This window comes from Streptomyces sp. E2N166, assembly GCF_003671715.1.
Lineage (GTDB): Bacteria > Actinomycetota > Actinomycetes > Streptomycetales > Streptomycetaceae > Streptomyces > Streptomyces thinghirensis.
This window is the reverse complement of the sequence record NZ_RAIF01000006.1, coordinates 310,472-329,339: the sequence shown is the minus strand read 5'-3', so window position 1 is coordinate 329,339 and position 18,868 is coordinate 310,472. Positions and strand designations below refer to the sequence as shown.

The following is an 18,868-nucleotide window of genomic DNA, read 5'->3' as shown; positions in this document are numbered from 1 at the left end:
GTGCCCGGCGCCAACCGGCCGATGGCGCCACCCCGTATGAAGCGCCTCTCCGGCTCTGACCGGGGAGGCGCTCCACGGGCTCGGCCACATGCCGCCGGACGGCCCGGGTCAGGCCCGTTGCAGTCTCCAGATCTGAGGCTGCGGACCATTGCACGTCCACTGCTGTACGTTGCCGCCAGGCTCCCGCGAGCCTTCCGCCACGTCCAGGCACTGGCCGCTGGAGCGGGCGAGCAGCCGGTAGTAATCACGGCCCACGTTCTGCAGCCTCCAGTCCTGTGCGCCAGCCACGACGGTTCCCCGGCAGTGGCCGCTTCCCTGTCCGGCCTGAGCGCCGCCGGGCCGGGCTGCGTAGCCTTGAATACGGGAAGAGGAAAAGGAGCTCTGGCATGACGCCGAAGCGGCCCACGACCGAACTGGACGCCCGCTACAGCGCCGCTCTCAACCCGCGCCCTGGCGCGGAAAGCGTCACCGCCACCGACTGGGCCGAGGCCCAGGGCCGGCTGCGGGCCGCCGAGGTCTTCTGGATCACCACCGTCCGGCCGGACGGCCGACTGCACGTCACGCCGCTGATCGCCGCCTGGCACGACGGGGCGCTGCACTTCAGCACCGGGCCGGGGGAGCAGAAGGCGAAGAACCTGGCCGGCAACGCCAACTGCGTCCTCACCACAGGGCACAATTCACTCACCGAAGGCGTCGACATCGTGGTCGAGGGCACGGCGGAGCGGGTGACGGACCCGGCACGGCAGGATGAGGTCATCGCCGCGTTCGAGGCGCAGTACGGGGATCACATCGTCTCGCCGGAGGGAACGTTCTACGGCTTCGGCGACAGCATCCGCAAGGGCAACGACCTGCTGTTCGCGGTGGCACCCGGCACGGCGTACGGCTTCGGGCACGACGGCCAGGTGTTCAGCCACACCCGCTACACCTTCACCGACCTCGACAGCAGTCGTCCCTCAATGACGTAGGCCGGGATGAGGTGCACGGGCGGGGCGCGGCCGTCTTCGGCGGACACCGGCCGGGTCATCGGCTCGGGTCGGCCCCTTGCTCGGCCGCGGTGCGCTTGCGGCGGTATCCCAGTCGCCTGCTCGGCTGTGCGGCCGCAAGCGGGAAGGGGGGCGTCGGCTTCGTGAAGACGCTGGTCATGCCTGTCACGGGGTGACGGAGCGGCCCGGGGCGATGCACGCGTGCGGCCCTCGTCGGCCCTGTGGCACCGACGCCGGCGTTTCTCTTCTGCGTGGCTGTGAGCCCTGTGTGATGTGATCGTGACGGCGCTGCGGGCACCGCTGGCGGTAGTGGCAGGATGTAGTGACCGGCCGTGTGGATGGTCCGGTGGTGGTGCTGGCGCACGGGTTCGGCTGTGACCAGAACATGTGGCGTCTGACCGTGCCGGCCCTGGCCGACCGCTACCGGGTCGTGCTGTTCGACTACGTCGGTTCGGGCAAGTCCGACCTGTCCGCGTGGAGCGAAGAGCGGTATTCGACTCTCGCGGGCTACGCCCAGGACGTGGTCGACGTCTGCGAAGAGCTGGACCTGCGGCAGGTGACGTTCGTGGGCATTCGGTCAGTGCGATGATCGGCGTGCTTGCTGCGCAGGCGGCGCCGGAGCGGATCGGGTCGTTGGTGATGGTGGCGCCCTCTCCCTGCTACATCGATTCCGACGGCTACCGGGGCGGTTTCAGTGCGGAGGACATCGACGAACTGCTGGCGTCGCTGGAGTCCAACTACCTGGGCTGATCCGCGGCGATGGCTCCGGTGATCATGGGGAATCCGGAGCGGCCGGAACTTGGGGAGGAACTGGCGAACAGTTTCTGCGCCACCGACCCCGACATCGCCCGCGTCTTCGCCCGCACCACGTTCCTCTCGGACTCCCGAGACGATCTGGAGTCCGTGTCCGTTCGAACCCTGATCCTCGAGTGCTCCAACGACGCCATCGCGCCCCGCGAGGTCGGCGCCTATGTACATGCCCGGATCCCCGGCTCCACGTTGGTGACACTGCCGGCTACGGGGCACTGCCCGCAGCTGTCCGCGCCGCAGGCCACCAGTGCCGCGATCCTGGACTTTCTGGAGCCCTCGCAGTGATGTGCCGCACCGGCGAAGACCCGAAACCTGTCGGGGTGGGAGACGGGGCGTCCACGGACGCGGCGTTTTCCGCGCTGCTGGAAGACAGCGTCGAGGAGCTCTACGAGGCGGCGCCCTGCGGGTACCTGTCGTCGCTCATGGACGGCACCATCGCCAAGATCAACACCACGTTGCTGGGCTGGCTCGGTCTGGAACGCGAGGCCGTGGTGGGCCGCATGCGGTTCGCCGACCTGCTCACCGTCGGCGGCAAGCTCTACCACGAGACGCACTTCGCGCCGCTCTTGCAGATGAAGGGCGAGATCAGTGGCATCGCCCTGGAGATCAAGACCGCCGGTGGCGGCCGGTTGCCGGTCCTGGTGTCCTCGGTCGTCAAACACAGCAGTGAAAGAGAGCCGCTGCTCATCCGCACCACCCTCTTCGACGCCTCCGACCGGCGCTCCTACGAGCAGGAACTGCTGCGCCGCAAGCAGGAAGCCGAAGAGGCCCGCCGCCAGGCCGAGGAGGCACGCAGGCAGGCGGAAGCCGACCGCGCCCGGCTGCAGGAGGCCCTCGCGGTGCTCCAGCAGTCGCTGCTGCCCGCTTCACTGCCGACAGTGCCCGGTGTCGAGACGGCCGTGTACTACCACACCGCCTCTCCGGACCAGCTCGGCGGCGACTTCTACGACCTGTTCCCACTCGACGGCGAACGTTGGGCGTTCTTCCTCGGCGACGTGTGCGGCAAAGGCCCCCAAGCCGCCGCCGTCACCTCCTTGACCCGGTACACCCTGCGCACCGCCGCCCTGCACGACGCCGACCCCGCCACCGCGCTCGCCACCTTGAACACTGTGCTGTACGAGCGCTACAGCAGTGGCGATCCTCGTTACTGCACCGCCATCTTCGGTGTCCTCGAACCGGATCCGGGCAGAGGGGAGACCCGTGTGCGCCTGGCTTCCGGCGGCCACCCGTCCGCTCTCATCGCCCGCGCCGACGGCACAGCCGAGTTCCTCCCGACCCCCGGCGGGTTCCTCGTGGGGGCCTTGTCGCACGCTCGTTTCACCTCGGCCACCACCGTCCTCGGCAGCGGGGACACCCTGCTGCTGTACACGGACGGACTCACCGAAGCTCGCACCGGGCCCGACCGCACCAGCCTGTACGGGGAGGAGGCTCTGCGCGCTTTCGTCGCCCGCCATGCCGGCTCCCCGCCGAAGAAGATGATGGAAGCACTGGCAGGCTTGCTGGACAGTCTGAGCGGGGGAGTCGACGACGACACCGCGCTCCTTGCTCTCGGTGTCCCTTCCCGCCCGTCCGTACTCCGCCCGGCAACGAATCACCTGAGATGAACCCACTGCATATCACTACGCGAGACGCCGCCACCGGACCCGTCCTCGAAGTCGTCGGCAACCTCGAATACACCACCGCACACCAACTGCGCGAACACGTCAGGGACCTCACCCTGCGACCAGGCCAACGCCTGGTTCTGGATCTGGGACGTCTGGATTTCTGCGACTCCAGCGGCATCACCGCCTTGATCGCCGCCCACAACTGCGCCACCGCCGCCGAGGCCGAACTCGCCCTGTCCGCAGTTCCGGCCAACACCTTGCGCATCCTGCGCATCGTCGGCCTCGACCAGGTCTTCCCCTTCTTCGCCGACACCGATACGGCGACCACCACCTGATCCACTGCCCTGGCGTTCTCGCACCCGGCGTCAGGTCGATCCGCCCTGCGGCGGCGGGCAGCGCCAGCGACAGCAGCGCGCCGCCAGATCGGTCACCGGGTGGCGTGGTCGCGGCCGGTGCTACGGCGTCGTCGGCGGACCCGTGACGAGGTCCTTGGCGCGGGTGGGCAAGGCTTGCTACCGAGGGATGCCCGCCCCCGCGGCGGTGCGTGCGATGAGAAGCGGTTCTCGTCGCCCGGTGGTTGGGGACATGCGGAGCGCATGGCGGGGTAGGCGCTGGAGCGTCGGCCAAGTGGCCGGCGACTGCCGGGGGCGTCTTATCGGGAGGGAAGACCATGGCGACGACGACCACGCGGGCCGCCGAGTGCACCACGGCGATGCCGGAGGTAGCGGACCCGTCGAAGGTGGCGCCCCGGGACGCGCGGGATTTGTCGAAGCTCTTCTTCGATCAGCTGGCGGTACTGGAGGAGGGCACGCCCGAGTACCAGTACGCGCGCAATACGCTGATCGAGATGAACATGTCCCTGGTCCGCTTCGCGGCCGGCCGGTTCCGCAGCCGCGGTCCGGAGGAGATGGAGGACATCGTCCAGGTCGGCATGATCGGCCTGATCAAGGCCATCGACCGGTTCGAGATCTCCCGTGAGGTCGAGTTCACCTCCTTCGCGGTGCCGTACATCGTCGGAGAGATGAAGCGCTTCTTCCGCGACACCTCCTGGGCCGTGCACGTACCGCGCCGGCTTCAGGAGGCCCGCGTGCAGCTGGCTCGCGCCACTGAGGAACTGCGCAGCCGCCTCGGACGCACCCCGACGGCCAAGGAACTCTCCGAGCTGATGAGCCTGCCCGAAGAGGAAGTCCGCGAGGCACGTCTGGCGTCCAACGCCTACAACTCCTCTTCTCTGGACGCGGCGATCAACAGCAGCGAGGACGGCGAATCGGCCCTGGCCGACTTCATCGGTACCGAAGACGCCGCTCTAGCCCTGGTTGATGACTTCCACGCCCTCGGCCCGATGATCACCGAACTCGACGAGCGCGACCGACAGATCATCCACTGGCGGTTCGTCGAGGAACTCACACAGAAGGAGATCGGCGAACGCCTCGGCATCTCGCAGATGCACGTCTCCCGCCTGATCTCCCGCCTTCTGACCCGCCTGCGGGAAGGCATGCTCGCCACGGACTGAACCCGGCCCCTGTCCCGCTGCCGTTCTGCGGAGACCGGCGGCAGGCGCTCCGACACGGCGACGCGGAAGTTGTCCACGTCCACGGGAACTTGCAGCAGCAGTCCGAGCTGTACCCGCCGCGTCAACGGCAACGCAGCGGGTACACGCGACAGCACAGGGCCGGGTTCCAAGCGGGTAGGGGGCACAGTGGACGAATCGTCGATGCGGGCAGTGGGCTGGGCACGCTCGCTGCCCATGGGCACCAGTCCGAAGACGGCACGCGACTGGGCACGCGCGCACCTGGAGACCCTCGGCTGGACTCACAGTTACCCGCAGACGGTGGACGATGTGCTGCTGACCGTGTCCGAACTGGTCACCAACGCCCACGTCCACGCGCACTCCACCGCCAGGCTCGTGATGACCTGGGACGGCCGATGCCTGCACGTCACCGTGCACGACGACGCCGCCGCCCCGCCCACACCTCGCGCACCCAGCCGTGACCGTCTCGGCGGGCGGGGCATGCTCCTGATCGACGCGCTCGCCGACGGCTGGGAAGCCCGTCCCTGCCCCGACGGCAAGTCGGTCACCGCCTGCTTCCGCCCACCGAGCACGGCCGGAACCGCCGCCTGACACAGGTGCGCCCAGGAAGACGGCCAACGCACCGAGTGCACGGACGCCTGGCCGACGGTAGCTCAATGTTGCGCATGCCTCGGCGGAAGAAGACAAGGTCTACCCCGCCCTGCGCCGGTACAAGAACGTGGACGGCGACGACGTGGAACACAGCGTCCATGAGCACCACGAAGCCAACGAGGCGCTGCTCGCCCTGCTGCAAGTGGAGGACCCAGTTTCCGAGGAGTGGGGCGGAAAGCTGGAAGAACTCGTCACGGCGGTCAATCATCACGCGGACGAGGAAGAACGGACTCTCCTCAATGACGCGCGGGAGAACGTCAGCGACGAACGCCGTGCCGAATTGGGCCAGGCGTGCCGTGAGGCACGCGCACAATACCTGGACGGTCATGCGTCGCCGATGGCCCCTTGGCCCGGCTCATCGCTGAACGAGCCGTGACGGATACGACAAGCGGCGCATCACCCGGAAAACCTTCCGTGACGGGACGGGGGTCTCGACGCCCCGCCGGGCCCGCTGGACACCGGGACCACAACACTTTCCGACGACACTCGTACCCACTCGTCGTCGACAGTCGCGCACTCGCCGAGTCTGCGGCCATCGCGCGGACCAGCCGACATGCGCTTGCTGCTCGCGTTGTCGCAGCGGTCCATCAGTGTCGCGGGTGTGGCCAGTCGGCAAGCTCCTCCGAGCTGGGAGGCTGTGCGGTGGCCTGCTCGGCGGAGTCGTGGAACGAGTACACGGGGCGCAGGCCGCCGAGCGTGAAGACGCGCAGGAGCCGCTTGTCGGCGCAGGCGATCCGCAGCGACCCGTGACGGGCTTGGATGTGCTTGGTGACGGCGACGATCATGCCGAGCCCTGTTGAGTCCAGGAACGGGGCGCCGCACAGATCCAGAACGAAGTGGCGTTGGCCCTCGGCCAGGAGACGGACCACTGCTTCTCGTACGAGGGGAGAGAAGGCGACGTCGATCTCGCCGTTCGCCTCGACGACCGTCCAGCCGTTCATCACGTGGCAGCCGACCGCCCCGTCCGGTCCCGCGACGCCCTGATCGTACACGCCTTGCTCCCTTGCACTCTGACCGATTTAGCCCGTTTCATCCATGGAACGGGCTGCGGCTGGACGGCGCAAGGAGCTGGTTTTCAGATGGTGAGCGAGAGTCTCCGGGACACACGCTCCGCGGTCGTGACCAGCGTCGTCACCGCGCTTTCAAGGCCGGCGGTGCGGTCGGCGCGCAAGGAGATACCGAGCGCCCCGATGGTGTCCCCCTGGCGGACGGGAACGGCGATGCACGCGGTGCCAAGGGCGTACTCCTCGTCATCGGTGACGGCAGGGCCGTGGAGGGCGGCATCGAGGCGCCGCAGCAGTTCGGCGCGGTGGGTGATGGTGCGAGGAGTGAGATCGTTCAACGTGTGGCGAGAGAGGTAGTCGGCGCGGGCCTCGCCGTCCAGCTCGCGCAGGACGCACTTGCCGAGCGCCGTGGCATGCCCTGCGTCCTCGAAGCCGACCCACAGATCGACGCGGGGAGCCTTCGGACCGTCCACGATCTCCGCGACCCGGATTTCGCCCTCCTCGTAGAAGGTCAGATAGGCCGCCGCCGACAGGCCGTCCCGCAGCTCCGTGAGCGTGGGGCGGATCCTGCTGAGCGCCGCCTGACCGCGGCTTCCACCGTGCAGCGCGCCCAGTCTCTCCCCGAGGACGAACGTGCCGTCGTCGAGTTTGCGCACGTAGCCGTCGTGCACCATCGTGCGCAGCAGATGGTAGGTCGTGGCCAGGGCCAGCCCGGTCTCGCGCGCCAGCTGCTTGGCCGGTGCGCCGCTCTCGTGCGCGCCCACGGCCTCCATCAACCGGAAAGCTCGCTGCACCGACGAGATGAGCGTGGGGCCGTCGTTGCCACCCATGTCTCTACCTTGCTTCGCGGGTGCACATCCGGGCAAGTCGGACAGGATGGCCGATATGCCCGATGCGGCGGCCTTCGTTCGCAGGACGAGTCCGACCGGTTGCCCACACTGCCGGTGTGTGTGGGCGGGACGGTGGGTGCCGAAGCCATCGCCCCGCCCGGGGCGTACCCAGGGGGCACGGAAGGCGCCTATCGAACGCCGATCCATCAGAAATGGAGACGGGGCACTGGCGGTGATCACTCGGACGACCATCGGGGTGCTGCGTGATCGTGACGAAATACTCTCCGTCAACCACGAGGCACGGAGCGTCGCGCTGGTGCTGGTCGGCACATGCCTTGTCACCTGGCCGCAGGCGTTCGCGGGAGGCATGTCCTCGGGGTGTGCGAGGTGGCGTGGGCGTGGCGTCACGTCCTGCTCACCCGGATCCCAGGCCAGAAGCCGGCCGAAGAGACGCCGGTCGCCGCCGACCTTCAGGGGGTTCGTCCCCGGCACCGGCCTCGCCCGCAACGCGGGCCCCGTCTCCCGTTTCGCCATGCGTCGCATAATGCCGGTGATGCCCCTCACCCCGTTCGCCACCAGCCGCAGTACCGCGGGCCGCCACCTCGCCGACATCGTCCGCGGCACGACCCAGGCGCCGACCGGCTCCTACGTCGACCGCGGCCGCGTGGACCGCTCGTCGCAGGAGTCCTGCGACCCGCAGCGCGAAGGCGAGCTCTGGGACGCAGCCGAGCGGTTCACCGCGGCGTACACGCGTCGCGTTCGCGTACCTCGTCGAGGCCCGGCGAGATGCTGCGCGGACTCGCGGCCGATGGTCGGTCGAGGCACTGCGCCGGGTCGGCGACGACTTCATGCCCACAGCCCTGGGCAATGGCCTGGCCTGGGCGTTCGAGGGTGACTGACGAGGAGGGACCGACATGAACGAAGCAGTCAGAGCCGAGGTTCTGGCGGAACTCGACGCCCTGCGGCGCGCGAGCGGTGTCGCCGCCGGCCACGCCGGCCTGGTGCGGGAGTACTCGGCGGATGGCTCGGAGTGCCGCATCGTCTTCGCTGACCTGGCGGACGGCGAGGTCGGCGAACTGGTCCGCGGAGAGCGGGAACTCGCCCGGTCCGGCGGCTACACCCTGGAATGGAAGGTCTACGGCCATGACAGGCAGCGGGGTCTGGCTGCCGCGCTCGAAGCAGCGGGCTTCGTGCCCGACGAGGAGGAGCAGGTGCTGGTGCTCCCGGTCGCCGAGGCGTCATCGGCCCTCTTCGACACCTCGGGCTACGACGTGCGCCAGGTGACCGATGTCGCCGAGCTCGACGACTACGCCGAGATCTCCCGGCAGATCGGTCGGCGGGACGCGGAGGATGAGCGTCGGCAGCTGGCTCGGCTGCTCGAAGAGCGGCCTGACGTGATGAGCGTGCACATCGCCTATGCCCAGGGCGAGCCGGTCTCCTGCGGACGGGTCCATTTCCAGGCCGGCAGCCGGTTCGCCGAGCTGGCGGGCGCCCGGACCAAGACGACCCACCGTCGGCAGGGCTTGTTCACCGCAGTGGTCGGCTCCCGGCTGCGGCAGGCCAGGAAGCGCGGCTGCGCGCTGCTGGTCACCGATGCGCTGCCCACCTCCGAACCGATCCTGCGCAAGCGCGGCTTCGAGGTGCTCACCTTTACCCGGCCGTACCTCTTCGAGCCGGAGGTACCGACTCTTTGAAACGATCGAATCCGTGATGGCCATATCACGTCCGGTCAGTCAGCCGTTGGCCTCCTGGCGCCTGCCCCGCTCGCTCCCGACGTCCACTCCTCCACCGGGGAGGCGAACGCCGCCCAGGGTGCGGCACCGCGGTTAGCCTTCCCGCCTCCGCGGCGGGAAGATGGGATCATGACCGAGATCCGAACTCCTCGTCTTGTCCTGCGTCGCTGGCTGGACGATGACCTTGTCCCCCTGTCCGAGATTCACGCTGATCCGGCGGTGATGCAGAGCATCGGCGACGGCAAGCCACGCTCCCTGGAGCAGACGGCCGAGGACATTGAGGCGTGGGAGGAGGAATGGGACGAGGAAGGGTTCGGGATGTTCGCGGTCGAGCTCCTGGGCTCCGGCGAGGTGGTGGGAGCCGTTGGCCTCTCCGTGGCCGACGCTCCGACCGAGGTCGCTGGGCAGGTGATGATCAGCTGGCGGCTCGGGCGGGTGTTCTGGGGGCAGGGATACGCCTCCGAAGCAGCGCACGCGACACTGGAGTTCGCCGTGCAGGATCGTCACCTCGACCGTGTGGTCGCCGTCTGCCGGACGGGCGACCGGGCTTCCGTGAACGTACTCGACAAGCTCGGCATGCAGGCGGAAGGGACGGCACAGCACCCAATCCACGGCTACGACGTCGCGATGTTCGGCATCGACCTGACGCAGTACCAGGAGTAGCACCCGGACCGAACGACTGACTTACGTCGGGGACGAGCATCCTTCAGCCGCGTGATCGTCCGGTGCCGGGAACGGTCGATCGAACGCATCGAACGCGGCGGGATGCCGAACTCCTTGAGCATCCGGATGAGAAGGAGACATCCGTCGTCCGCTCCGGGGCACTTGGCAGCTACGGCAACTCCTTGGAACCGGACAAGAGATGAGCGTGACGACGTGTCCTTCCCGGAACATTCCGCAACACCGAACGGAACCTCACAGCCGCATCACGACACCGGCATCAAGCGGAGCAACGGGCTGGCCGTAGCCGCACTGGTTCTCGGCATTCTGGCAGTCCTGCTCTTCTGGACCGTCGTCGGCGGTGTGGTGCTCGGACTCCTGGCCCTGATACTCGGCATCGTCGGAGCTCGCAAGGCACGAGGCGGAAGAGCGCCGCACGGCAAGATGTCCGTCGTCGGCGCGGTGCTCGGTGTGCTGGGAGTGATCGCATCCGCCGTGATCATCGCGATCGGTGCGTCGATCCTCAACTCGGACGAGTTCAAGGACTTCGATGACTGCGTCCAGCACGCTGACACGCGGAGCGAACGAGAGGCGTGTGCCGAAGACTTCAACAAGGACGTGAACAACTGATCTGTCCGGCCGTGTACGACGCCCAGGTCATCGACCGGAGAACCCGATCAGTCGGCGGTGGCGGGCAACTCGTCGACGGCCGGGTAGGGGGCTGAGCGTGCCGCCGCGTCGCGGCGCGGCGGATGCATGGCGGCATCCGGCCGCGGGCCAACGGGCGGGTGGGGGCCGGTGTCGAAGACCGGGCATCAACGGAGACGTGGACCGACGACCGGCGCGCGTGGCCCGCGTTCGCGGCGAACGCCTTCGACCGGCTCGTCACCTCGGGTAAGACGTTCGCCGAGTTCCAGGTCCGCAACATCGAGACGACCCTGCGCAACCTGAAGCGTGAGCTGGAGCAGGCTCACACCCCGTGACTGACCGCCTTCAGCGGGCGATCGCCTTGATGGTGGTCAACTCCTCGCCGGTCAGTTCCGCGACGCGGTGCGCCGGCACGCCGGCCGCGAGTGCACGTGTCAGCAGCGCCTCACGGGCGTCCGCACGGGAACGGTAGTCCAGCAACTCCTCCTCCATGCGCGCGACGCTCTCCGGCGCGACACTGTGGCGTACGCGGCTCAGTTCGTCCTCGGTCAGGGGGACCGGCAGACGCTCCGCGTCCTCCGGGATGCCCGCCGTCTCCTCGGGCGGCAGCAGGCGCAGTCCGGGAGACGAGGCGGTAACGCCCTGGGCGTCGAGCCACGCACGGACCGCAGGAGTGTCCATGCAGGCCAGGTCCCCGACGGCCGCGGGTGGTGTGCCGAGTGGCGTGGGCGTGCCGGTCAGCAGGACGAGATAGGCATCGTCGGTCATTCTCGGTTCCTCACGGGAGAAGTCGGTGTCCTGACGGCCTCCCTATACCCGTCACCGCCCGTCTCACCTCTCCGGCACGCGCGAACCGCCGTGTGCCCGGGACGCGAGGACCGATCGGGAGAGACACCGCGCGTGCACCGTCCATCAGGGGGCACGAGGAAGGTCCGGACAGCAGCCCCGAGGCCCGAAATCAGGAGACATCACATGGTCATCGCAGGCATCATCGTCCTCTGCGTCGTACTGGCGGCACTCGCCTTCCTGCTGCCCCGACTGTCGCGCCATCCGCAGAACGGTGCCCAGCGCACCATGGGCGTCGGTTCCCGGGCCGGTTCGAAGGCTCCCGGCCCGCTGGGACGGCTGTTCAGCAAGCCCTTCCGCTCCAGCTCGCGTGCTCTGGGGCGCAGCGGTTCCGCAGGCCGTCGGGCCAGGGGGCGCATGCCGTTCTGAGTCCGGCGCACGAGCAAGCAACCCGGGCCGGCGCCGGCGTCAGCAGCGCATCGTCCGCCCCGCCGAACCGGCGGCGCATCTGTGCGCCGCCGGTTCGGCGCGGACGGCGCGTTGCGCGGGGCGTGGGCGCGTCGTGGCAACGATCCTTTCGTCACTCCGCGCGCCCTGCCGGTGCCCGGCACCCACGGAAATGATGTGCGGACCGCACGTGAGCCAGGCGAATCCGCACATCTGCCCTCGGCAGGTGGACAGGCAGGGGAAGGATTCCACCTTGTTGCTTCTCATCTCTCCCGACGGTGTCGACGAGGCCCTCGACTGCGCGAAGGCGGCCGAGCACCTTGACATCGTCGACGTCAAGAAGCCCGACGAGGGCTCCCTCGGCGCGAACTTCCCGTGGGTCATCAGGGAGATCCGCGCGGCGGTGCCGGCGGACAAACCGGTCTCCGCCACCGTGGGGGACGTACCGTACAAGCCCGGCACGGTGGCCCAGGCGGCGCTCGGTGCGGCCGTTTCCGGAGCCACCTACATCAAGGTCGGCCTCTACGGGTGCACGACGCCGGAACAGGCCGTCGACGTCATGCGAGGGGTCGTCCGCGCGGTGAAGGACTACCGGGCGGACGCGTTCGTCGTCGCCTCCGGCTACGCCGACGCCCACCGCATCGGCTGCGTCAACCCGCTCGCGCTGCCTGACATCGCGCGCCGTTCCGGCTGCGACGCCGCCATGCTCGACACCGCGGTCAAGGACGGCACCCGGCTCTTCGACCACCTTCCGCCCGACGTATGCGCGCAGTTCGTGCGGTGTGCCCACGACGCCGGACTCCTCGCCGCGCTGGCGGGCAGCGTCAAGGCCGGCGACCTGGGAGAACTGGCCCGTATCGAGACGGACATCGTCGGGGTGCGCGGTGCCGTCTGCGAAGGCGGCGACCGCAACGCCGGCCGGATCCAGCCGCACCTGGTGGCGGCGTTCCGGGCGGAGATGGACCGGCATGTCCGGGAGCACGCGGCCGCCTCCACCGCGAGCTGACCCTCGCCGTGGTGACAGGACATTCCCCGCGTTCCCCGCAACGGTCCGGTGGCCGGGGCGGGGGCCTGACCGTCGTCGATCCGGCGACGGGCGAGGCCTTCGACGAGGCTCCCGATCACCGGCCGGACGAGCTGGACCCGCTCGTCGACCACGCCCACGCGGCCTGGCGCTGCTGGCGGACCGACCCAGGCGCCCGCAGAGCCGCGTTGCTCGCGGCGTCGGACGCCGTTGAGGCGGCAGCGGCCGATCTCGCCCCTCTGCTCACCCGTGAGCAGGGCAAACCGCTGACCGAGTCGTACGCGGAGGTGACCCGTACCGCCGCCCGGCTCCGCTACTTCGCCGAGCTGGACGCCGGGCCCCAGCCGATCACGGACGGCCGCCCCGTACGCAGCGAACTCCGGTGGAGACCGCTCGGGCCCGTCGCCGCCATCGTCCCGTGGAACTTCCCCCTGCAGCTCGCGTCCGCGAAGTTCGCGCCGGCGCTCGCCGCGGGCAACACCATGCTGCTCAAGCCCTCTCCGTTCACGCCCCTCGCCACCCGGCTGCTGGGGTCCGTCCTCTCCGGCGTCCTGCCCGACGGGGTACTGACGATCGTCACCGGGCGTGAGCCACTCGGTGCCCGGCTCGCATCGCACCCGGGAATCCGGCACGTCAGCTTCACCGGTTCGACGGCCACGGGCCGGGCCGTCGCCGCGAGCGCGGCGGCCTCGCTCGCACGGGTCACCCTGGAGCTCGGTGGCAACGACGCCGCCATCCTGCTGGACGACGTCGATGTGGAGGCGAGCGCGGACCGGCTGTTCTGGGCGGCGTTCCGCAACTGCGGGCAGGTCTGCATGGCGGTCAAGCGCGTCTACGCCCCGGCCCGTCTCCACGCGCGGGTGGTGGAGGCGCTGGCGGACCGGGCGAAGACGGCCGTCGTCGGGCCCGGCCTCGATCCCCACTCGCAGCTCGGACCGGTCAACAACGCCCCTCAACTGGCCCGCGTCGAGAGCTACACGGCCCGGGCCCTGGCCGACGGTGCCCGTGCCGCCGCCGGTGGGCACCGCTTGGACCGGCCGGGATACTTCTTCGCCCCGACGATCCTCGCCGACGTGCCGGCCGACAGCCCGGTGGTTACGCAGGAGCAGTTCGGCCCCGTCCTGCCGGTGCTGTCGTACGGAACCCTCGACGAGGCCGTCGAGGCTGCCAACGGCACCGGTTTCGGGCTGGGCGGCTCGGTGTGGGGGACCGACCTCGACCTGGCCGCGGCGGTGGCCGACCGCCTGGAGTGCGGAACCGCGTGGATCAACCACCACGCCGAACTGTCCTTCGCGCAGCCCTTCGCCGGTGTCAAGGAGAGTGGTGTCGGCGTCGCGGGCGGACCGTGGGGTCTCTACGGGAACCTCAGCCCGTTCGTCGTGCACCGGCCCGAGGAGGCTTCCCGAGGAGGCGTGAAGTGAAGTTCGGCGCGGCGGTACTGCGCTCGTACGAGGACCCGTTCACCGTAGAGGAGGTGACGCTGGAGGAGGGGCCGGCCGAGGACGAGATCCTGGTCCGGATCGCGGGCTGCGGGATGTGCCGGACCGACCTCGCGGTCCGTGGTTCGGCGGGCCGCTCACCGCTCCCGGCCGTGCTCGGTCACGAGGGCTCCGGAACCGTCGTGGAGACGGGCGGCGCCCGCACCGGTCTGAACGTCGGCGACCACGTCGTACTGAGCTTCGACTCCTGCGGCCACTGCCACAACTGTATGGGCGCGGCCCCCGCGTACTGCGACTCCTTCGCCTCGCTGAACCTCTTCGGAGGGCGCAAGGAGAAGGCCGGCCGGTTCACCGGCGCCGACGGCACGGAAATGGCTCCTCGGTGGTTCGGCCAGTCCTCGTTCGCCGAGTACGCGATGGTCCCGGCCCGCAATGCCGTCCGGGTCGATCCCGCGCTCCCCCTCGAACTGCTCGGACCGCTGGGCTGCGGCTTCCTCACCGGCGCCGGAGCGGTCCTCAACTCCTTCGGCGTCGGGCCGGGCGACACTCTCGCGGTCTTCGGCGCGGGAGCGGTGGGACTGGCCGCGGTGATGGCGGCGCACGCCGCAGGCGCGGTGACCGTGGCCGTCGACCGCCACCCCGAACGGCTGGCCCTGGCCGAGCGATTCCACGCCCTTCCGCTGCACGCCGCATCGGCCGGACTTCCCGACCGTATCCAGCGACTGACCGGCGGGGGAGCGCGGTACGCGCTGGACACGACGGGCTCCGCGAAACTGATCAACGATGCGCTCCGGTCGCTGCGTCCGAACGGGCACCTCGGCCTGGTGGCACGGCTGCACACCGCGCTGCCGCTGGAGCCGGGCACGCTGGACCGCGGGCGCAGGATCTCCCACATCTGCGAGGGTGACGCGGTCCCCGGACTGCTGATCCCGCGGCTGACCGCCCTCTGGCGGGCCGATCGGTTTCCCTTCGACCGGCTGATCCGTACCTATCCGCTCGCCGGTATCAACGAGGCCGAACGCGACTGTGAGACGGGCCGCGTCGTCAAACCCGTCCTGATCCCGGAAGGGCGGCAGCGGTGAAGCAGGCCTCGCACGACGCGTCCGACCTGAGCTGCCGTCCCCTTCAGACGCCGGCCTCCACTCGTACCACTCGCACCAGGGGAGAACGCATGGCCGATACGGCACATCGCAGCACCGGCGCGGAGGGCGGGGACGGCATGGACGGCGTGGAGGGAGGGGTCGGTCTCACCGCCCTCCTGGTCGCCGCCGCACGGGCGATCGAGACCCACCGCTCCGACAGCCTCGCCCAGGACGTCTACGCGGAGCACTTCGTGCTCTCCGCCCCGGCGTCCGCACACTGGCCGGTCCGCCTGCACCAGGCGCCGGACGGGGACGCGAGCCCGCTGTGGGGGCGCTTCGCCCGCTATTTCGGGCTGAGGACCCGCGTGCTCGACGACTTCGTCCTCCGGTCGGTCCGGGACGGCGGCGCCCGCCAGGTGGTCCTGCTCGGGGCGGGGCTGGACACACGGGCCTTCCGGCTCGACTGGCCACCCGACTGCGTGATCTTCGAGATCGACAGGGACGGTGTCCTCGCGTTCAAGCACGAGGTGCTGGGCGCACTGTCGGCGACACCGGTGACGGCGCGCGTACCGGTCGCGGTCGATCTGCGCGCCGACTGGGTCGGCGCGCTGACGGCAGCCGGCTTCGACCCGGCGGTGCCCACCGTGTGGCTGGCCGAGGGCCTGCTGTTCTACCTGCCCAATGCGGCCGAGACCTACCTGATCAGCATGGTGGACCGGCTGAGTACGGCGGGCAGCGCGCTGGCGTTCGAGGTCAAGCTCGAGAGGGACTTGATGGAGTACCGCGACAGCCCGCTGTACAGGTCGACGCACCAGCAACTCGGTATCGACCTGCTGCACCTGTTCAGCAGAGAGCCGAGGCCCGACTCCGCGGCCCAGCTGGCGAACAGCGGCTGGTCCACATCGGTCCGCACCCCCTTCGACTTCACCCACCGGCACGGCCGCGGCCCGCTGCCCGAGGAGAACGACGCCCTCGCGGGCAACCGGTGGGTCTTCGCGGACAAGCCGCGCTCGGCGCGCTAGCGGCGTCCCGCTCGCGCGGGTCGAAGTCGCGTCCGACGCGTTGCCGGAGCGGTCAACCCGCGTGGCGGCGTGTGCGTCGGCGACGTAGGGGTGAGCATATGGCGACCGCTTCCTCTTCCCGCACCGAGGCCATGCGATGCCCGACCCCGCCCAGCACTTCCAGCCCGAGGGAACCGTACCGACGGGAGGCCTCGCCCCCCGCCTGGCGGAGCGGTTGCTGTTCAGGGGCATCTACGGCCTGGTGCTGGCCAGCGCCATGGTGGCCGCGCTGGACGTGCCGGGCGAGGAGGCCGACCCCGGTCCGGACGCGCTGTGGGTTCTCCTCACCGCGCTGGCATCGGGTGCCGCTCACGGGTACGCGCATGTCATCGCCCGGCGTGCGTCCGGCGAGGGGACGGCCACCCCCAGCAGGCTGCGGGCGGTGCTCGCCGAATGGCCGTTGCCGGCTGCCGTGCTGCCCACCGTGCTGCTTCTGCTGGGCGCCGTCGCGGAGTGGTGGACGGAGGACACTGCGGTCCAGGTGGCTCTGCTGTTCAACACCGTCGGCCTGTTCGGTCTGGGAGTCTCGGCAGCCCGCACGGCGGGGCTCGGCTGGCTGTCCTCCTGCCGCGCGGGGGCCGTCGACATGTTGATCGGGCTCCTGGTCATCGCCGCGGACGCGCTGATCGAGTAGATCCGGCCGCTCACCCGGGGGCCGGGTGCGCCGCGGTCAGGACGGCGCCGTCAGATTGCGCCGCAGACTGCCGGGGGCCCGTAGCGCCTTCTCGATGCTCTCGAGCGACCTGTTGCGTGTCTCGGGAACCTTGAACACCACGAAGACCACGCACAGCACGTTCATCGCGGCGTACAGGAAGAACGTTCCCGACCGCCCGACGGCGTTGATCATACTCACCGCGGTCACCGCGATCAGCAGGTCGAATCCCCGGACCGTGAGGGTGGCCAGACTCGTCGCGGGGCCGCGCACGCTCAGCGGGAGGATCCTGACGAGCATCGTGCCGATGCCGATGCCGATGCCGATGCCGATGCCGATGCCGGGGGAGAAGCGCGATCGAGTCGCCGAACCCGGCGTCCGAGAGCATCGTCGGGGCGTAGTGGACGACGGCGTTGATCCCGGTCAGCCTGGAGGGATACCGCAGGGCCATCGAGCGCGCCGGGCTGCGGCCCGACCCCGCCCTGGAGCAGCCCGTGACGACCCTGCACCGCAAGGACGGAGCGGAAGCGATGACCGCCCTGCTGGACGCGGCGGCCCGGACGGACGACGCGGAGGCCCGGCCGGACGCGGTCTTCGCGTTCACCGACGAACTCGCCCTGGGCGCACTGCACGTCGTTCACGCGCGTGGTCTGAGCGTTCCGGGGGAGCAGGGCCGTCGTGGACTTCGACGGCATCGAGGACGGGCAGTACGCCAACCCGCCGCTGACGACCGTGGTGCCGGACAAGCGACAGATCGCCGAGCGGGCCCTGCCGTGCCTCGCCGATCGCATATACAGCCCGGCCTCCAATGTGGCGCCCCTCGACATCGTGATTCCGCACCACATCGAAGTGCGGGCGCGCAGCGGCCGCCGCACCGGCTGACGACCTCGTTCCACACCATCTCGGCCGCCCGGTCTCACGGCCGGGACACCGCCGCGCGGCTCCCCGCCCCGCTGACGGCTCACTCGTTCCATGCCTTGCGCGCGAACGCGGCCGGCCCGGTCACCAGGGTGTTGGGGGGAACGTCCTTCGTGACAGCGGCTCCGGCGCCGGCCACGGCACCGAGTCCGATCGTGACGCCGGGGAGGTTGTCCGCGCGGATGTCCTGTATGGGCGTCATGGCCGCGGTGATGTCCGGACGCACCCGCTTCATGCGCGGATGCGAGGAGTCCCCTCGTTCGTGTGCGAAGTGCCGTCTTTCCTGCCGGAGTGGTCGGAGTTCCTGCACAGTGAGTCAGCCGTCGCCGGGCCAGGGGCCCGGCGAGCGACTCGCCGAAAACGATCCATCAGGAAAGGCAGGGGTGCACCATGACGCCCACCACCGAGGCGACCGACCGTATCGAGCTGGTCTTCTCCCTCTTCGATGCCGACGGGAGCGGATACCTGGAGCTCTCCGACTTCGACTTGATGAGCGAACGCGTCGTGGCCGCGGTACCGGATGCCCGCGAGGCGACCGCGGACCGGCTCGCCGGTGCCTTCCGCCGCTACGGGGAAACGCTGCTGAACGAGTTGGACGCGAATGGCGACGGCCGTGTCAGCCCGGAGGAGTTCACCTCCGTCGTCCTCAATCCGCAACGGTTCGACGCCACCGTCGACGAGTTCGCGGAAGCGCTCGCCGCGATGGGCGATCCGGACGGCGACGGCTTCGTCGCCCGCCCCGAGTTCGTCTCGCTGATGCTCGCGATCGGGTTCCAACGGCCCAACATCGAGGCGCTCTTCCAGGCCTTCGGACCGGACGGGGAGGACCGCATCCGGACGTCGACCTGGGCGGACGGGATCAGGGACTACTACCGCCCGGAGAAGTCCGGTATCCCTGGCGATCACCTGGTCCCGGCCGAGACCCGGTAGCGCCGGAAGGGCCGTTCAGGAGCCCTCCGCGCCCGTGCGCACGCCCCGCCCCTGAGCTGCCGCCGAGGCACGCGT

General features: G+C 69.8%; 21 protein-coding genes and 5 pseudogenes. 20 read left to right on the top strand and 6 right to left on the bottom strand.

The window, feature by feature from the left end:
• Positions 1–108: 108 nt before the first annotated feature.
• Entirely contained in the window at positions 109–288 is a 180-nt protein-coding gene (locus EBH09_RS01815; RefSeq protein WP_274595123.1) for an RICIN domain-containing protein, read from the bottom strand.
• 98 nt (positions 289–386) lie between these two features.
• Here EBH09_RS01815 and EBH09_RS01810 point away from each other — a divergent pair, with 98 nt between their 5' ends.
• From EBH09_RS01810 to EBH09_RS01780, 7 genes and pseudogenes are all read left to right on the top strand, one after another.
• The gene (locus EBH09_RS01810; protein WP_121745274.1) at positions 387–965 is read left to right on the top strand and encodes a pyridoxamine 5'-phosphate oxidase family protein; all 579 of its coding nucleotides are present in this window, start codon (positions 387–389) and stop codon (positions 963–965) included.
• A gap of 340 nt (positions 966–1,305) precedes the next feature.
• Positions 1,306–2,078, top strand: a pseudogene (locus EBH09_RS01805) (alpha/beta hydrolase).
• Entirely contained in the window at positions 2,078–3,397 is a 1,320-nt protein-coding gene (locus EBH09_RS01800) for a SpoIIE family protein phosphatase (protein ID WP_121745273.1), read from the top strand. Before EBH09_RS01805 ends, EBH09_RS01800 begins: the two are co-directional and overlap by 1 nt.
• The gene (locus tag EBH09_RS01795) at positions 3,394–3,732 is read left to right on the top strand and encodes an STAS domain-containing protein (RefSeq protein ID WP_121745272.1); all 339 of its coding nucleotides are present in this window, start codon (positions 3,394–3,396) and stop codon (positions 3,730–3,732) included. Before EBH09_RS01800 ends, EBH09_RS01795 begins: the two co-directional genes overlap by 4 nt.
• Positions 3,733–4,067: 335 nt before the next feature.
• Complete coding sequence (locus EBH09_RS01790; RefSeq protein ID WP_121745271.1) at positions 4,068–4,910, top strand: RNA polymerase sigma factor SigF; 843 nt, start codon at positions 4,068–4,070, stop codon at positions 4,908–4,910.
• Positions 4,911–5,096: 186 nt separating this feature from the next.
• On the top strand, positions 5,097–5,519 hold the full coding sequence (locus EBH09_RS01785; protein WP_121745270.1) for an ATP-binding protein: 423 nt from the start codon (positions 5,097–5,099) through the stop codon (positions 5,517–5,519).
• A 61-nt stretch (positions 5,520–5,580) separates the two neighbouring features.
• Positions 5,581–5,955: pseudogene (locus EBH09_RS01780) on the top strand (hemerythrin domain-containing protein); the annotation flags it as partial.
• Positions 5,956–6,166: 211 nt separating this feature from the next.
• On the opposite strand, the gene EBH09_RS01775 reads toward EBH09_RS01780, so the two are convergent.
• Together EBH09_RS01775 and EBH09_RS01770 are read right to left on the bottom strand one after the other, a co-directional pair.
• The gene (locus tag EBH09_RS01775) at positions 6,167–6,571 is read right to left on the bottom strand and encodes an STAS domain-containing protein (protein ID WP_121745268.1); all 405 of its coding nucleotides are present in this window, start codon (positions 6,569–6,571) and stop codon (positions 6,167–6,169) included.
• 83 nt (positions 6,572–6,654) lie between these two features.
• Positions 6,655–7,413, bottom strand: coding sequence for an IclR family transcriptional regulator (locus EBH09_RS01770; RefSeq protein ID WP_121745267.1), 759 nt, complete (start codon positions 7,411–7,413; stop codon positions 6,655–6,657).
• 914 nt (positions 7,414–8,327) lie between these two features.
• Here EBH09_RS01770 and EBH09_RS01760 point away from each other — a divergent pair.
• From EBH09_RS01760 to EBH09_RS01745, 4 genes and pseudogenes are all read left to right on the top strand, one after another.
• Positions 8,328–9,107 carry a GNAT family N-acetyltransferase gene (locus EBH09_RS01760; protein ID WP_202977416.1) on the top strand — a complete coding sequence of 260 codons (780 nt, stop codon included), beginning with the start codon at positions 8,328–8,330 and terminating at the stop codon, positions 9,105–9,107.
• Positions 9,108–9,275: 168 nt separating this feature from the next.
• Positions 9,276–9,809 (top strand): GNAT family N-acetyltransferase, encoded by a 534-nt coding sequence (locus EBH09_RS01755; protein ID WP_121745266.1) that lies wholly within the window; start codon positions 9,276–9,278, stop codon positions 9,807–9,809.
• A 213-nt stretch (positions 9,810–10,022) separates the two neighbouring features.
• A complete protein-coding gene (locus EBH09_RS01750; RefSeq protein WP_121745265.1) occupies positions 10,023–10,436 on the top strand; it encodes a DUF4190 domain-containing protein in 414 nt (137 codons plus the stop codon).
• A 188-nt stretch (positions 10,437–10,624) separates the two neighbouring features.
• Positions 10,625–10,789: pseudogene (locus EBH09_RS01745) on the top strand (SRPBCC family protein); the annotation flags it as partial.
• A gap of 10 nt (positions 10,790–10,799) precedes the next feature.
• Here EBH09_RS01745 and EBH09_RS01740 read toward each other — a convergent pair.
• Positions 10,800–11,222 (bottom strand): DUF6003 family protein, encoded by a 423-nt coding sequence (locus EBH09_RS01740; RefSeq protein ID WP_121745264.1) that lies wholly within the window; start codon positions 11,220–11,222, stop codon positions 10,800–10,802.
• A 204-nt stretch (positions 11,223–11,426) separates the two neighbouring features.
• Here EBH09_RS01740 and EBH09_RS01735 point away from each other — a divergent pair, with 204 nt between their 5' ends.
• The 6 genes from EBH09_RS01735 to EBH09_RS01710 all read left to right on the top strand — a co-directional run bounded on the left by EBH09_RS01735 (position 11,427) and on the right by EBH09_RS01710 (position 16,927).
• Positions 11,427–11,669 (top strand): DUF6411 family protein, encoded by a 243-nt coding sequence (locus EBH09_RS01735; protein WP_121745263.1) that lies wholly within the window; start codon positions 11,427–11,429, stop codon positions 11,667–11,669.
• Between the two features lie 271 nt (positions 11,670–11,940).
• Positions 11,941–12,693, top strand: a complete 753-nt coding sequence (locus tag EBH09_RS01730) for a (5-formylfuran-3-yl)methyl phosphate synthase (RefSeq protein ID WP_121745262.1) — start codon at positions 11,941–11,943, stop codon at positions 12,691–12,693.
• Positions 12,694–12,704: 11 nt separating this feature from the next.
• Complete coding sequence (locus EBH09_RS01725; RefSeq protein WP_121746183.1) at positions 12,705–14,132, top strand: aldehyde dehydrogenase family protein; 1,428 nt, start codon at positions 12,705–12,707, stop codon at positions 14,130–14,132.
• Positions 14,129–15,232: an NAD(P)-dependent alcohol dehydrogenase gene (locus EBH09_RS01720; protein ID WP_121745261.1), complete on the top strand. Its 1,104-nt coding sequence runs from the start codon at positions 14,129–14,131 to the stop codon at positions 15,230–15,232. The genes EBH09_RS01725 and EBH09_RS01720 overlap by 4 nt, the downstream gene beginning before the upstream one ends.
• Before the next feature lie 89 nt (positions 15,233–15,321).
• A complete protein-coding gene (locus EBH09_RS01715; protein ID WP_121745260.1) occupies positions 15,322–16,254 on the top strand; it encodes a class I SAM-dependent methyltransferase in 933 nt (310 codons plus the stop codon).
• Between the two features lie 136 nt (positions 16,255–16,390).
• On the top strand, positions 16,391–16,927 hold the full coding sequence (locus tag EBH09_RS01710) for a hypothetical protein (RefSeq protein ID WP_121745259.1): 537 nt from the start codon (positions 16,391–16,393) through the stop codon (positions 16,925–16,927).
• A gap of 36 nt (positions 16,928–16,963) precedes the next feature.
• On the opposite strand, the gene EBH09_RS01705 is transcribed toward EBH09_RS01710, so the two are convergent.
• A complete protein-coding gene (locus tag EBH09_RS01705) occupies positions 16,964–17,266 on the bottom strand; it encodes an MFS transporter (protein ID WP_274595126.1) in 303 nt (100 codons plus the stop codon).
• Between the two features lie 92 nt (positions 17,267–17,358).
• On the opposite strand from EBH09_RS01705, the pseudogene EBH09_RS38455 reads away from it, so the two are divergent.
• A pseudogene (locus EBH09_RS38455) lies at positions 17,359–17,553 on the top strand (hypothetical protein); the annotation flags it as partial.
• 70 nt (positions 17,554–17,623) lie between these two features.
• The gene (locus EBH09_RS38450) at positions 17,624–17,827 is read left to right on the top strand and encodes a hypothetical protein (RefSeq protein ID WP_238697149.1); all 204 of its coding nucleotides are present in this window, start codon (positions 17,624–17,626) and stop codon (positions 17,825–17,827) included.
• A gap of 79 nt (positions 17,828–17,906) precedes the next feature.
• On the opposite strand, the pseudogene EBH09_RS01695 reads toward EBH09_RS38450, so the two are convergent.
• A pseudogene (locus tag EBH09_RS01695) lies at positions 17,907–18,032 on the bottom strand (sugar O-acetyltransferase); the annotation flags it as partial.
• Positions 18,033–18,253: 221 nt separating this feature from the next.
• Here EBH09_RS01695 and EBH09_RS01690 point away from each other — a divergent pair.
• Positions 18,254–18,793, top strand: a complete 540-nt coding sequence (locus tag EBH09_RS01690) for an EF-hand domain-containing protein (protein ID WP_121745257.1) — start codon at positions 18,254–18,256, stop codon at positions 18,791–18,793.
• Positions 18,794–18,868 lie beyond the last annotated feature (75 nt).

What these genes read in the sequence shown, in the direction of transcription:
- EBH09_RS01810 (WP_121745274.1), top strand. Translation starts at nt 387, where the DNA reads ATGACGCCGAAGCGGCCCACGACCGAACTGGACGCCCGCTACAGCGCC.
- EBH09_RS01800 (WP_121745273.1), top strand. Translation starts at nt 2,078, where the DNA reads ATGTGCCGCACCGGCGAAGACCCGAAACCTGTCGGGGTGGGAGACGGG.
- EBH09_RS01795 (WP_121745272.1), top strand. Translation starts at nt 3,394, where the DNA reads ATGAACCCACTGCATATCACTACGCGAGACGCCGCCACCGGACCCGTC.
- EBH09_RS01790 (WP_121745271.1), top strand. Translation starts at nt 4,068, where the DNA reads ATGGCGACGACGACCACGCGGGCCGCCGAGTGCACCACGGCGATGCCG.
- EBH09_RS01770 (WP_121745267.1), bottom strand. Translation starts at nt 7,413, where the DNA reads ATGGGTGGCAACGACGGCCCCACGCTCATCTCGTCGGTGCAGCGAGCT.
- EBH09_RS01760 (WP_202977416.1), top strand. Translation starts at nt 8,328, where the DNA reads ATGAACGAAGCAGTCAGAGCCGAGGTTCTGGCGGAACTCGACGCCCTG.
- EBH09_RS01755 (WP_121745266.1), top strand. Translation starts at nt 9,276, where the DNA reads ATGACCGAGATCCGAACTCCTCGTCTTGTCCTGCGTCGCTGGCTGGAC.
- EBH09_RS01740 (WP_121745264.1), bottom strand. Translation starts at nt 11,222, where the DNA reads ATGACCGACGATGCCTATCTCGTCCTGCTGACCGGCACGCCCACGCCA.
- EBH09_RS01735 (WP_121745263.1), top strand. Translation starts at nt 11,427, where the DNA reads ATGGTCATCGCAGGCATCATCGTCCTCTGCGTCGTACTGGCGGCACTC.
- EBH09_RS01715 (WP_121745260.1), top strand. Translation starts at nt 15,322, where the DNA reads ATGGCCGATACGGCACATCGCAGCACCGGCGCGGAGGGCGGGGACGGC.
- EBH09_RS01710 (WP_121745259.1), top strand. Translation starts at nt 16,391, where the DNA reads ATGCCCGACCCCGCCCAGCACTTCCAGCCCGAGGGAACCGTACCGACG.
- EBH09_RS01690 (WP_121745257.1), top strand. Translation starts at nt 18,254, where the DNA reads ATGACGCCCACCACCGAGGCGACCGACCGTATCGAGCTGGTCTTCTCC.